At 66.2% G+C, this 12324-nt stretch carries 14 protein-coding genes and 1 tRNA gene; 11 read left to right on the plus strand and 4 right to left on the minus strand.

Annotation, left to right across the window (positions count from 1 at the left end):
- Positions 1-11: 11 nt before the first annotated feature.
- The 3 genes from ACVIJ6_RS09425 to ACVIJ6_RS09435 form a co-directional block, all read right to left on the minus strand.
- A tRNA-Ser gene (locus ACVIJ6_RS09425) sits at positions 12-101 on the minus strand.
- 239 nt (positions 102-340) lie between these two features.
- Entirely contained in the window at positions 341-994 is a 654-nt protein-coding gene (locus ACVIJ6_RS09430) for an outer membrane protein (RefSeq protein WP_456772498.1), read from the minus strand.
- Positions 995-1484: 490 nt separating this feature from the next.
- Complete coding sequence (locus ACVIJ6_RS09435; protein WP_456772499.1) at positions 1485-2609, minus strand: ROK family protein; 1125 nt, start codon at positions 2607-2609, stop codon at positions 1485-1487.
- A gap of 366 nt (positions 2610-2975) precedes the next feature.
- Between ACVIJ6_RS09435 and rplU the strand changes: the two genes are divergently transcribed.
- From rplU to ACVIJ6_RS09450, 3 genes are all read left to right on the plus strand, one after another.
- A complete protein-coding gene (gene rplU / locus ACVIJ6_RS09440) occupies positions 2976-3359 on the plus strand; it encodes a 50S ribosomal protein L21 (protein WP_456772500.1) in 384 nt (127 codons plus the stop codon).
- A 132-nt stretch (positions 3360-3491) separates the two neighbouring features.
- Complete coding sequence (gene rpmA, locus ACVIJ6_RS09445) at positions 3492-3761, plus strand: 50S ribosomal protein L27 (RefSeq protein WP_012040765.1); 270 nt, start codon at positions 3492-3494, stop codon at positions 3759-3761.
- Between the two features lie 142 nt (positions 3762-3903).
- Positions 3904-4491, plus strand: coding sequence for a GNAT family N-acetyltransferase (locus ACVIJ6_RS09450; protein ID WP_456772501.1), 588 nt, complete (start codon positions 3904-3906; stop codon positions 4489-4491).
- A gap of 171 nt (positions 4492-4662) precedes the next feature.
- On the opposite strand, the gene ACVIJ6_RS09455 is transcribed toward ACVIJ6_RS09450, so the two are convergent.
- Positions 4663-5580 (minus strand): DMT family transporter, encoded by a 918-nt coding sequence (locus ACVIJ6_RS09455; protein ID WP_456772502.1) that lies wholly within the window; start codon positions 5578-5580, stop codon positions 4663-4665.
- Between the two features lie 201 nt (positions 5581-5781).
- Here ACVIJ6_RS09455 and obgE point away from each other — a divergent pair, with 201 nt between their 5' ends.
- From obgE to rlmH, 8 genes are all read left to right on the plus strand, one after another.
- A complete protein-coding gene (gene obgE / locus ACVIJ6_RS09460; protein ID WP_456772503.1) occupies positions 5782-6852 on the plus strand; it encodes a GTPase ObgE in 1071 nt (356 codons plus the stop codon).
- A gap of 177 nt (positions 6853-7029) precedes the next feature.
- Positions 7030-8166, plus strand: a complete 1137-nt coding sequence (gene proB / locus ACVIJ6_RS09465; RefSeq protein ID WP_456772504.1) for a glutamate 5-kinase — start codon at positions 7030-7032, stop codon at positions 8164-8166.
- A 58-nt stretch (positions 8167-8224) separates the two neighbouring features.
- A complete protein-coding gene (locus tag ACVIJ6_RS09470; RefSeq protein ID WP_456772505.1) occupies positions 8225-8512 on the plus strand; it encodes a type II toxin-antitoxin system prevent-host-death family antitoxin in 288 nt (95 codons plus the stop codon).
- 131 nt (positions 8513-8643) lie between these two features.
- Entirely contained in the window at positions 8644-8976 is a 333-nt protein-coding gene (locus ACVIJ6_RS09475; RefSeq protein WP_456772506.1) for a hypothetical protein, read from the plus strand.
- A 79-nt stretch (positions 8977-9055) separates the two neighbouring features.
- On the plus strand, positions 9056-10345 hold the full coding sequence (locus ACVIJ6_RS09480; protein WP_456772507.1) for a glutamate-5-semialdehyde dehydrogenase: 1290 nt from the start codon (positions 9056-9058) through the stop codon (positions 10343-10345).
- A 66-nt stretch (positions 10346-10411) separates the two neighbouring features.
- Complete coding sequence (locus ACVIJ6_RS09485) at positions 10412-11035, plus strand: nicotinate-nucleotide adenylyltransferase (protein WP_456776942.1); 624 nt, start codon at positions 10412-10414, stop codon at positions 11033-11035.
- 319 nt (positions 11036-11354) lie between these two features.
- A complete protein-coding gene (rsfS, locus tag ACVIJ6_RS09490; protein ID WP_083780752.1) occupies positions 11355-11711 on the plus strand; it encodes a ribosome silencing factor in 357 nt (118 codons plus the stop codon).
- 99 nt (positions 11712-11810) lie between these two features.
- Entirely contained in the window at positions 11811-12293 is a 483-nt protein-coding gene (rlmH, locus tag ACVIJ6_RS09495) for a 23S rRNA (pseudouridine(1915)-N(3))-methyltransferase RlmH (protein ID WP_456776943.1), read from the plus strand.
- Positions 12294-12324 lie beyond the last annotated feature (31 nt).

Consider the following 12324-nt stretch of genomic DNA (forward strand, 5'->3'; position numbering starts at 1 on the left):
GCGGTTGGGTATGGCGGAGAGGGAGGGATTCGAACCCCCGATAGGCTTGCACCTATGCCGCATTTCGAGTGCGGTGCATTCAACCACTCTGCCACCTCTCCAGGCGCAAATCAGGGGCGAGCCCCGGTGGTCGGGCGCCGTTCTAGGGCACGGCGGCGGGGGTGACAAGGCAGCCGGCCGAATTTTTCCCGCACTGTCCCAAAGCCGGGGCGCCGGTTGCGGTCCGCTCGTGGGGAAGCGGACCGCACGCGACGGCTGGGCGGCTGCACCGCCCGATCGCCGCGTTCCGAAGGCCCGGACTGACGCTTGGGCCCTCGAACCTCGCGAAAGGCGGCGCCGCTCAGCGGAACAGATCGAAATGGTAGTTGAGGCCGACCCGCACGCTGTGGATCTTCGCCGCGCGCCAGTCCGGCAGCGCGTCGTGCTTGAGGTCGGTGTAGAGATATTCAAGCTTGGCCGACCATTTCGGCAGGAACGCCCATTCCGCACCGCCGCCCGCCGTCCACCCCATCTTCACCTTGTGGATCGGGCCGTCCTTCAACTCGCCGGCCGCGAGACCGGCCGTCCCGTACAGGAACAGGCGCTGGTCGAGCATCGTGAAGCCGGCGCGGGCCCGCCCCGTGGTCAGCCAGGGCACGCTGACCGCGGGATTGACCAGATCGCCTTTGCGCGACAGACCGGCGAAATCGAGATCGTTCTCGATGCCGACCACGAGCAACGGCGAGACCTGGTAATTGTAGCCCGCTTGCAAGCCGCCGATCACGCCCGAGAGCTTCCCGCCATTGCCGCCGACGAGGTTCGTCACCGCATCATCGCCGGTGAAGGCCCCGCCGACATTGGCGCCGGCGTAGAAGCCGGTCCAGGAGAACGGTGCGGGGGCGTAGGCCGGCGCCTTGTAGGTTGTGGCCGGCATATCCGCCGCTCGTGCCACCGTCATAGCCAGCGCGGTCGCCGCGACGGCGGCCGCCCAATGGCTCGCGCCTGTGATCCTCATGTCCTCAACACTCCGTTTGGCGCCGGCTCGGGCCGGCCAATCCCACCCCAATTAGGATAGGCCTTTATAAAACCGACTAGACGGCTTGTAAATAGGTCAAGGCAACGATGCGGCAATCATCAGGCGTGATTGCGCGGATGGCCGGATCCCAACGCGGAGAAAAAAAGCAAGGTGGGACCGCCGTACGCTGACACATGCCGGCGGTCCCGTGTCGCTACATCTTGGGGAAACCGACGGAAGAGACGGGGGTCAATCCGGCCGGCCTGAGCGACACGAAGGACCCTGGGCCATCCGGGCCCACATCGCAACGCAAACCGGTCCTTAACCTAACCCGTCAAGGTTACCGTGCGTCGCAGCCATCCGCTTGGCAGCACAGCGATTTTTACCATCCTCCGGAGCAGGCCCCGCCGCAGGACGCCGCCGCGAGCCTGCCTGCCGCGCCGATGGCCGCGGCTTCGGTCCTGCCCATTTGGACAATACCGCCGGGCCGCTAATCCTTCTTCTTCTTCGCGGTCTTCTTCTCGTCGGCCTTGTCGACCTTGTCCTTGCGGCCGTTCTCCTTGCGGCGGTTGGTGAAGCGGGCATTGCCGAGCCCGGTGCCGATGGTCAGCACCCCCCAACGCTCGAAATCCTGCATGAACGGCACCTCAGAAAGGCCCTGCACGACGCCGTCATTGTGCATCAGCACGGCCGTGTCGTGATCGCCGACCATCGGGATCGCCTCGACCAAGCTGGCCGGCAGATTGAACTTGCTGCTCTCCCAATTGCCCGGCAGGTTCTGCGCGCCCTTCTCGATCGAGCCGTCGTCATTGATGACGCCGGGACAGGCCATGCCGATGAACGGCGCGAGCTTGAGGCCCTCGGTGTCCGCCTCCTCGATCAGCCCTTTGAGCATCTTGGCCAGCCGTTTCACCGCACCCTCGCGCGTCGGCTCGTCATCGGCATGGCGCCACAGATCGGACTTCCAGACCGCAGCCTTGGAGAGGTCCGGGGACTTCTTCCAGCACGTCTCGACCACGCCGCAGCGGATATTGGTGCCGCCGATGTCGACCGCGAGGATGCTGTCATGGGCCTCGAAGATCCAGGACGGCGCCAGATGCAGCGCGCCGATCAGGCCGGCATCGTCGGGATGGTAGCGGATCGGCTCCAGCTCGACGCCGAAGCCCTCGTCCTTCAGGATAATCTCGGTGCGCGCGATGGCGAGCTCGCCAAGCCGGGAATCGCGAAAGCCGCCGCCGACCACGATGCATTCGGTCTTGGCCCAGGCCTTGGTGCGCAGGAAGCGGCGGGTGACATGGGCGAGCTCCTGGGCGAATTCCTCGATGGCCGAATGGATCACGGCCGAGGCCTCGGTGTCGTCGCCGACCAGGATGTCGTCGAGCGCCTTCTTGCTGATGGTGTCGCTGTCCTCGTCGCCGAAAGGGTCCTTGCCGGATTTGCGCAGGGGTTTGCGCCAGCGCTCCAGGATCTTTCGGAAGGCGCCCTTGGAGGCGCGGTCGCCGAGGAACCCGTCCTCGTCCTTGATCTCGATATTGAAGCTGTCGATCTCAACCGACGGCAGCCGCGCGGCGCCGTGACGGGCAATGCCCGTGGTGGTCATGACGTCGTCGGCCATGTCTCGCTCCGTTTACGCGGGGGACAACGGCGGACAGAACGGTTGGTTCGGAGGAGTGAGCGAATAGCGAGTAGGGAGTAGGGAGTAGCGAATAGGGGTCGCCGCGGCCTTCCCCTATTCGCTATTCGCCATTCGCCCTCTCCACTTCCCTTGACTCCCCCGCCCCGGTCGCTATAAGCGCCCGATCGACCGGCGCGAGCTTCTCGCGCCGATTGCTGTTGCGCGTATCAGACGGGCGTCGATGCCCGGGACACGCCAACGCTGGCCCTGCTCGGGCCGGACCCCATGAACCATAACGACTGAACAAGAAGCCGACCCGGGGCGACAGCGCTCTGAGGCCGGGATCGAACACGAAGGATGAGAACGATGTTCGCAGTCATCAAAACCGGCGGCAAGCAATACCGCGTCGCCCCGGATGATGTGCTTGAGATCGGCAAGATCGACGGTGAACCCGGCACGATCGTGCAGCTGAACGAGGTGCTGGTGGTCGGCGGCGACACTCCGGTGCTGGGCGTGCCCGCCGTGGCCGGCGCATCGGTGGCCGTCGAGGTCCTCGACCACAAGCGCGGCCCCAAGGTCATCGCGTTCAAGAAGCGCCGCCGCAAGAATTCGCGCCGCAAGCGCGGCTACCGGGACGAGCTGACCTTGATCCGGGTCAGCGAGATCCTGACCGATAACGCCAAGCCGACCAAGGGCCCGCGGCCGAAGAAGGTCAAGACGGAAGCTCCGGCGGCCGAAGCTGCCGAGTAACTTGCCGGCGCGCCTGGCGCGCGGCCTCGGCTGACACCTCATCACGCGCGGATTTTTTCCGCGCGCTTCGGAAATGTGAATGATCCCTTAGCGGAATCGCGCTAATTGTGATCGCGAGATCGGAGACGAGCGATGGCTCATAAAAAGGCAGGCGGTTCATCCCGCAACGGACGCGACTCCAAGGGCAAACGCCTCGGCATCAAGGCGTTCGGCGGCGAGCGCGTCATTCCCGGCAACATCATTGCGCGTCAGCGCGGCACGACCTGGCATCCTGGCCTCAATGTCGGCATGGGCACGGACCACACCCTGTTCGCCAAGATCGAGGGCGTCGTCGAATTCCATGCGCGCGCCAACCGTACGTTCATCTCGGTGCGTCCGGTAGCCGCCCAGGCTGCCGAATAGAATACGGTGGAACACGTCGCGTCCGCCGGGTCCTGATGAACCGGCGGAGCGCCAGATGGCTCCAGGGGAGGCGGGACAACCGGCCTCCCCTTTTCATTTCTGCTGATCTTCAGCTGATTCCGAAGCGTCGATGGAGCCCGACATGCTGCAGGACATCACGACTCCCACCTTGCGCGAGGCGAGACCTTGCGTCCTCGAGACACCCAGGCTGACGCTACGTCCGCCCGTGCTCGCGGACGTCTCCGCCATCGCCCGTCTCGCCGATGATCGCCGCATCGCCGAGAACACCCGCCGCCTGCCGCACCCTTATTCCGAGGTCGATGCCGCCCGCTTCGTGCGCGGACTGGAGCAGACCGGCGAGACCGCCTTCCTGATCGAACATCTCGATGCGCCGATTGGTATCGTCGGCATCAACCGGCCCGCGCAAGGCCGCGCCGAGCTCGGCTACTGGCTGGGCGTCGCGCATTGGGGCCGCGGCTTCGGCACCGAAGCGGCGCGTGCCGCGATCGACTATTTCTTCGGCGCGAGCGACGAGACCGTGCTGATCGGACACGCCCGCGTCAGCAATCCAGCCTCGCGCAACGTCCTGGAGAAGTGCGGCTTCCAATGGACCGGCGTCGAGCTGCACCGCTTCGAGGTGATCGGCTCGTCGGCCCCGGTCGACGCCTTCCGCCTGACCCGCGGCGTCTGGGCCTCGCTGAAGGCCTGGGCCAATGCGGGCCGGCGGTAACCGACGTCACCCTCCCCTGAAGGGGGAGGGTCGATCGCACGCGAAGCGGGCGAGCGGGGTGGGGTGATGTCTCCGCGAACGCCGCTGTCCGGGATAGATCACCCCACCCCGCCTCACGTTTCGCTTCGCTCCTCGTGAGGCGCCCCTCCCCCTCGAGGGGAGGGTGAAAGCTCATACCGGCGGATTCACCGCGCCCGCGCCCTGCCCCAGGCTGCGTTCGCGCAGGTAGATGTACAGCCCGGCGCCGATGATGATGGTGGCCCCGATGATGGTCGCGGGGTGCGGCACGTCGCCGAACACGACGAAGCCGAACAGCACGGCCCAGACGATCATCGTATATTGATAGGGCACGACCACCGAGGCCGGTGCCAGCTTGAGCGAGCGGTTGACGCAGAACAGCGCGGTGACCGAGATGATGCCCGCGAGCGCGAACATCAGCAGGCTGCCGGGTGTCGGGGTGACCCAGCCGAACGATGACGTTGCCGCGCCGAGCAGGAAGGTGCCCGCGAATTGCGAGGACGCCATCACGATGTCGGGCGTCGATCGCAGCGAGCGGGTGATCAGCATCAGCACCGCGAAGGACAGGCTGCCGCCGAGCGCGATCAGCGCCGGCAGGCTGAATGTCTGTGCCGAGGGCCTGAGCGCGATCAAGACGCCGCAGAAGCCGATCAGGATCGCAGTCCAGCGCCGCCAGCCGACATGCTCGCGCAAGACCAGCGCCGACAGCGCGGTGACGAAGATCGGCCCGGCGAGATAATAGGTGATCACATCGGCGAGCGGCAGATAGACGGTGGCGAGAAAGAATGCGGCGACCTCGAGCGTCGAGAGGATCACCCGCACCAGCTGCAGCCAGGGCCGCTCGAGCTGCAGGAACGCGGCGCGGTTGCGCCAGATGAATGGCGCGAGCAGCAGCAGCGCCGCGCAGGCGCGCAGCCACAGCAGCTGGCCGACGGCATAGGTCGACACCAGGAACTTGCCCAGCGCATCGCCGAACGAGAACATCGCGATCGACAGCAGCATCAGGCCGATGCCGGCCAGCCGCGCCGAGCGCTCATCGTTTGTGGTAGAGATTCGGGACAGCACGCTCATGATGGCGCTGCCTTATCAGGCCGGCCTGGACGGCTCCAGCCCTTCCGCCGGACGCGTGACGCAGCCCTGCCGCAACCCCTGCGCAACGCTTGTTCAAGCCTTGCGCAGTGCTGATTGACCGCTCGAAATTAAGGCTGAGAGCTGAATCAGGCCCATTCTGCGGTTGCCGTAGGGGCCTGCCTCGCCTACGTAGAGCGCATCATGAAATTCCTCGATGAAGCCAAGGTCTATGTGCGCTCCGGCGACGGCGGCAACGGTTGCGTTGCGTTCCGGCGCGAGAAGTTCATCGAGTTCGGCGGGCCGAACGGCGGTAATGGCGGCCGTGGCGGCGATGTTGTGATCGAGGCCGTCGATGGCCTCAACACCCTGATCGACTACCGCTACCAGCAGCATTTCAAGGCCCAGAGGGGCGGAAACGGGTCGGGCAAGGACTGCCACGGCGCCGGCGGCAAGTCGGTGGTGCTCAAGGTTCCCGTCGGCACCCAGATCTTCGACGAGGACCGCGAGACCCTGATCCACGACTTTACCACCGTCGGCGAGCGCTTCGTTCTGGCCCAGGGTGGCAATGGCGGCTTCGGCAACGCCCATTTCAAGTCACCCACCAACCGGGCGCCGCGCCATGCCAATCCGGGCCAGCTCGGCGAGGAGCGCTGGATCTGGCTGCGGATGAAGCTGATCGCCGATGCCGGCCTGGTCGGCCTGCCCAACGCCGGCAAGTCGACCTTCCTGTCCAAGGTCTCCGCTGCCAAGCCGAAGATCGCCGATTATCCGTTCACCACGCTGCATCCGCAGCTGGGCGTCGTGAACGCCGATGGCCGCGAGTTCGTGCTGGCGGACATTCCCGGCCTGATCGAGGGCGCCCATGAGGGCGCCGGTCTCGGCGACCGCTTTCTCGGCCATGTCGAGCGCTGCCGCGTGCTGCTGCACCTCGTCGACGCCACCTGCGAGCATGCCGGCAAGGCCTACAAGACGGTGCGGCACGAGCTCGAGGCCTATGGCGGCGACCTGACCGACAAGGTCGAGATCGTCGCGCTGAACAAGATCGACGCGGTCGATCCGGACGAGCTGAAGAAGCAGAAGGACCGGCTGAAGCGCGCCGCCAAGAAGACGCCGCTACTGATCTCCGGCGCGACCGGCGAGGGCGTCAAGGAGGCTTTGCGCAAGCTCGCCGACGTGGTCAGCGAGCAGCCGGTGTCCATCAAAGCCAAGAGCACCAGCGACAGCGCGGCGACCGAGGAGCCATGGGCGGCGCCGCTGCCACCGCAGGGCTGAGCTGACGCCAGCCTTGTGAGCTGACACCAGTCTTGCCTCGCACGCCTCCACTTGCGACACTCACCGCCATCCATCAACACACAGCCCCCGTCAGTGCCGACCGCGCATCCGTTGCGCGCCTCTCATCACGAAGCGAGGGACTGCACTGCTCCCGTTCAAAGCCGCCCTTTCAAAACCATGGCCAGCCCCCGTCTCGAAAATTTCCGCCGCATCGTCGTCAAGGTCGGCTCGTCGCTGCTGGTCGATTCCGAGGCCGGCGAGGTCCGCGCCTCCTGGCTTGCGGCGCTCGCCGCCGACATCGCGCGACTGCACGGTCGCGGTTGCGAGCTCCTGGTGGTGTCGTCAGGCTCGATCGCGCTCGGCCGCAGCCGGCTGAAGCTGCCGCGCGGGCCGCTCAAACTGGAGGAGAGCCAGGCAGCCGCCGCCGTCGGCCAGATCGCGTTGGCACGGATCTGGTCGGAGGTGCTGGGCGCCCACGGCATCGGCGCCGGACAGATCCTGGTCACCTTGCAGGACACCGAGGAGCGCCGCCGCTATCTCAATGCGCGCTCGACGATCGCCAAGCTGCTGGACTGGCGCGCGGTACCGGTCATCAACGAGAACGACACGGTCGCGACGGCCGAAATCCGCTACGGCGACAATGACCGCCTCGCCGCACGCGTCGCGACCATGGCCAGTGCCGACCTGCTGGTGCTGCTGTCCGACATCGACGGCCTCTACACCGCGCCGCCGGCGCAGGATCCGAACGCGCGGCTGATTCCGGTGGTCGAGAGCATCACCGCCGACATCGAGGCGATGGCCGGCAGCGCCGCGTCGGAGTTCTCGCGCGGCGGCATGCGCACCAAGATCGAGGCCGCCAAGATCGCCACGACCGGCGGCACCCACATGCTGATCGCCTCCGGCAAGATCGAGCACCCGCTGGCGGCGATCGCCAATGGCGGCCGCTGCACCTGGTTCCTGACCCCCGCCAACCCCGTCACCGCACGCAAACGCTGGATCGCAGGCTCGCTGGAGCCGAAGGGCACGCTGACCATCGACGCCGGCGCCGTCACCGCGCTGCGCGCCGGCAAGAGCCTGCTGCCCGCGGGCGTCATCCGGGTGGACGGCCAGTTCGCCCGCGGCGATGCGGTGGTAGTGCGCGGGCCGGATACCCACGAGATCGGCCGCGGCCTGGTCGCATATGACGCCGACGATGCCGAGCGCATCAAGGGCCGGTCCTCGCCGGATGTCGCCGTCATCCTCGGCATGTCCGGCCGCGCCGAGATGATCCATCGCGACGACCTGGTGATCGGCCCGGCGGGGGCAATGGGATAGCGCAGCCGCTTGCGCTGGGCCCAAAAATCCGTAAAATACGGAAAACGAGGTGCTTTTGATGGCGCGCGCAGCAGCAACCGATTTGGCCAAGAATTTTGGCGAATGGCACGACAAGGCCATGCGGGAGCCGGTCGTGATCACCAAGCATGGCCGCGAAAGCGCCGTCCTGCTCTCCGCCGAGACGTACCAGAAGCTCGTCGACGGCTACCGCGAAGTAATCCCGACGACGGACTTGAGCGACGCCCTCGCGGGTGCCCTGGTGAACAGCGAGATCCCCGAAGAATACCGCTGGGAGGCGACGGACGACGACATCACCGATGAGCGCCGGGGCGTCGGCGGTGAATGAGTGAGATCGTCACGCGGGCGCAGCTTCCGAAGCGCCCATTGCCCGGTCTCGTGATCTGCTATTCCTACCTCTGGCATCGGGAAGCGGAGAAGCGGCAGATCGAGGGATTGAAGAACCGCCCGTGCGCCGTCGTGCTGACCTATGAACGAATTCCAGCTTTCCCTGATCGTATCGTCGCCGACGTCGTCCCGATCACTCATGCCGCTTCGCCAGACGCGATCGAAATCCCGATTGCGGTCAAGCGCCGGATGGGTCTCGACCAGGATCATTCCTGGATCGTGACCAGCGAATTGAACCGGTTCTTCTGGCCGGGGCACGACATCCGCCGCGCGCGAGAAGACTGGCAACCGGGCGGGCCGATGTGGCATTGGGGGTTCCTGCCGGTCAGCCTCTTCAACAGCGTCAAAGACGCGGTTCTCCGCCATCGGGCGGCGGCGACGCTGTCGGTGACGCCCCGCTCCTGATCGCGGGCTGAGTGCGCTGGCTTCGCATCAGTTCAATTTCCGTGCTAGAACATCGCCTTAATTCAAGGTTGGAACGCCCATGACCGCGCCCCTCAAAGCCATCGACGGCAGCGCCGATCTGCCTGCGCTGATGAACGACCTCGCAAGCCGCGCCCGTGCTGCGGCGCGTGTGCTGGCGCTGGCACCGGCCGCGCAGAAGAACCGGGCGCTGGAGGCGATGGAGCGGCTGATCCGGGCTCGCGCGGACACGATCATCGCCGCCAATGCCGAGGACGTCGTCGAGGCCAAGGCCGCCGGCATCACCTCCTCCTTCCTCGATCGCCTGACCTTGACCCCGGCCCGCGTCACCGCCATGGCCGACGGCATTGCCGCTGTACGCGAGGTCGCCGATCCCATCGGCGTCGTCACCGAGAGCTGGCAGCGGCCGAACGGCATGACCATCGAGCGCGTGCGTGTGCCGCTCGGCGTGATCGGCGTGATCTTCGAGAGCCGTCCGAACGTGGCGGCCGATGCCGGCGTGCTGTGCCTGAAGTCCGGCAATGCCGTGATCCTGCGTGGCGGCTCGGACTCGTTCCGCTCCTGCCGCGCCATTCACGAATGCTTGGTCGAAGGCCTGCGCGAGGCCGGCCTGCCGGACGCGGCGATCACGCTGGTGCCGACGCGCGACCGCGCCGCCGTGGGCCTGCTGCTGTCCGGCCTGAACGGCGGCGTCGACGTCATCGTGCCGCGCGGCGGCAAGAACCTTGTCGCCCGCGTCGAGGCCGAGGCGCGGGTGCCGGTGTTCGCGCATCTCGAAGGCGTCAACCACGTCTATGTCGATGGCGCCGCCGACCTCGAGATGGCGAAGTCGATCGTGCTGAACGCCAAGATGCGCCGCACCGGCGTGTGCGGCGCGGCCGAGACGCTGCTGATCGATCGCGCGTCGCAGGACAAGATCAAGCCTTTGGTCGACATCCTGATCAACGCCGGCTGCGAGGTGCGGGGTGACGATGCCGTGCGTGCGGCCGATGCGCGGGTGAAGCCCGCCAGCAACGAGGACTGGGACACCGAATATCTCGACGCGGTGATCGCCGCGAAGGTCGTCGACGGTGTGGAAGGCGCGATCGCGCACATCCAGGCGCACGGTTCGCACCACACCGACGCAATCGTCACCGCGGACCCTGCCGCCGCCGACAAGTTCCTCAACGAGGTCGATTCCGCGATCGTGCTGCACAATGCCTCGACGCAATTCGCCGATGGCGGCGAGTTCGGCTTCGGCGCGGAGATCGGCATCGCCACCGGCAAGTTTCATGCACGTGGGCCGGTGGGCGTGGAGCAGTTGACGAGCTTCAAATACCGCATTCACGGCACCGGACAGACCCGGCCATGACTGCCGCATCCTGTGGTTGAGTTTCCTGAGCAGCAGGCCGAGGCCGGGCCGACCGCCACGGCAGCCATGCGCCTTGCGATCCGCCAGACGCTGCCGCCTCACAGCGACGGCATGCGCATCGGCCTGCTCGGCGGCTCGTTCAACCCGCCGCACCAGGCCCATCGCGCGATCAGCCTGTTCGCGCTGAAGCGGCTGCAGCTCGACCGCGTGTGGTGGCTGGTCACACCCGGCAATCCGCTCAAGGACAATGGCGGACTGCATGCGCTCGCCGAACGCGCTGCCGCGGCGCGCAAGGTGGCAGCGGATCCGCGCATCGAAATCAGCTGTCTCGAATCCGTCATCGGCACCCGCTACACTGCCGACACGATTGATTACCTGCGCCGGCGCGCCTCGCGTCTTCGCTTCGTGTGGATCATGGGCGCCGACAATCTCGCGCAGTTCCATCGCTGGCAAAAGTGGCAGCACATCGCGGCCCAGGTTCCGATGGCCGTGGTCGATCGCCCGCCCCGCAGCTTCCGCGCTCTGAACGCACCCGCCGCCCGCGCATTGGCGCGCTATCGCCTGCCCGAGGCCGATGCCGGCCGCTTGGCTGACCGCGCCGCGCCGGCCTGGGTGTACCTCACCGGGCTGAAGCTGAGCCTGTCGTCGACCGGGTTGAGGAACCCGGACGGCAGTTGGAAGTCTGTCTGACCTGTGCCGCGACCCGCGCGGCATCGGATGTGCATAGTGTGTCGCAGATAGTGCGTCGCAGTCCGCCCCTGCCCGAGGCGGGCTGATGGTTAAAAAGTCGGGCCGGAGTGCCAGAATCCGGGGGACTGGATTATTGAAACAGTTAACCCCACATGGCTAGTATGGTCAGCAGGCCGGATGGATTCGGCCTGCGATACAGTGAAAGGAATGGTCCCTGACCACATCTGTATTGTCCCAGTCGGCCTTACCCAAGACCAAGGCAACGACCTCCAAGTCGGCGACTGCCAAGGCGCGTAAGACTCCGACCCACGATGCGGCCTTGCAGGCGCAACCCGACGCCGACAAGACTCTGCGCACGATCCTCTCCCGCCTCGAGGACATGAAGGCGGAAGAGACGGTCACCATCGATCTTCACGGCAAATCGGCGTATTCCGACTACATGGTCATCACGACAGGCCGCTCCAACCGGCACGTCGGCTCGATCGCGGAAAACGTCGCCAAAGGCCTCAAGGAGGCCGGGGCCAAGAAGGTCCATATCGAGGGCTTGCCCAATTGCGACTGGGTGCTGATCGATTCCGGTGACGTGATCGTGCACGTGTTCAGGCCTGAGGTCCGCGAGTTCTACAACCTCGAGCGGCTGTGGACACAAGGGCCCAACCCGGCAAAGACGCTGTAGATCACGATCATTTCGGAAAGCCGGTTGCCGCTGTTCCGGATCGTGCTCTAGCGCCGCCGGGCGATACGAATCGGCCTGCGCACGTGATAGAGCGTGCGCATGCGCATCGTCTTGATCGCCGTTGGCCGATTGAAGCAGGGTCCGGAGCGGGAGCTCGCGGAGCGTTACCGCGAGCGCTTCGACGATCTCGGCCGCAAGCTCGGCTTCCGCGGTCTCGACCTTCATGAACTACCGGAAAGCCGCGCACGCGACGCGGCCACGCGGATCAGCGAGGAAGCGGCAGCCATTGCGGCGCTGATTCCGGACAGATCCGTGCTTGTCTGCCTCGACGAACGCGGCCAGAACATCGACAGCACGAGTTTGGCGGCACAGATCGGACGCTGGCGCGACGAAGGCGTTCCGGCGGCCGTGTTCGTCATCGGCGGCGCCGACGGACTTTCGCCCGAATTACGGCGCAGAGCCAAGCTCGGGGTGGCGTTCGGGGCTGCGACCTGGCCTCATCAGATCGTTCGCGTTCTGCTGTTCGAGCAGATTTACCGTACTGCTACGATCCTGGCGGGTCACCCCTACCACCGCGCTTGAATCAGTTAAGATCGGAGCACATTAAGGACGT

The sequence above is a fragment of the Bradyrhizobium sp. USDA 4369 genome (genome assembly GCF_054056435.1).

Excerpts from the sequence above, each read along its gene's own strand:
- ACVIJ6_RS09450 (WP_456772501.1), top strand. The coding sequence starts at position 3,904 with ATGCTGCAGGACATCACGACTCCCACCTTGCGCGAGGCGAGACCTTGC.
- ACVIJ6_RS09435 (WP_456772499.1), bottom strand. The coding sequence starts at position 2,609 with ATGGCCGACGACGTCATGACCACCACGGGCATTGCCCGTCACGGCGCC.
- ACVIJ6_RS09430 (WP_456772498.1), bottom strand. The coding sequence starts at position 994 with ATGAGGATCACAGGCGCGAGCCATTGGGCGGCCGCCGTCGCGGCGACC.
- ACVIJ6_RS09485 (WP_456776942.1), top strand. The coding sequence starts at position 10,412 with ATGCGCCTTGCGATCCGCCAGACGCTGCCGCCTCACAGCGACGGCATG.
- obgE (WP_456772503.1), top strand. The coding sequence starts at position 5,782 with ATGAAATTCCTCGATGAAGCCAAGGTCTATGTGCGCTCCGGCGACGGC.
- proB (WP_456772504.1), top strand. The coding sequence starts at position 7,030 with ATGGCCAGCCCCCGTCTCGAAAATTTCCGCCGCATCGTCGTCAAGGTC.
- rpmA (WP_012040765.1), top strand. The coding sequence starts at position 3,492 with ATGGCTCATAAAAAGGCAGGCGGTTCATCCCGCAACGGACGCGACTCC.
- ACVIJ6_RS09455 (WP_456772502.1), bottom strand. The coding sequence starts at position 5,580 with ATGAGCGTGCTGTCCCGAATCTCTACCACAAACGATGAGCGCTCGGCG.
- ACVIJ6_RS09480 (WP_456772507.1), top strand. The coding sequence starts at position 9,056 with ATGACCGCGCCCCTCAAAGCCATCGACGGCAGCGCCGATCTGCCTGCG.
- rlmH (WP_456776943.1), top strand. The coding sequence starts at position 11,811 with ATGCGCATCGTCTTGATCGCCGTTGGCCGATTGAAGCAGGGTCCGGAG.
- ACVIJ6_RS09470 (WP_456772505.1), top strand. The coding sequence starts at position 8,225 with ATGGCGCGCGCAGCAGCAACCGATTTGGCCAAGAATTTTGGCGAATGG.
- rplU (WP_456772500.1), top strand. The coding sequence starts at position 2,976 with ATGTTCGCAGTCATCAAAACCGGCGGCAAGCAATACCGCGTCGCCCCG.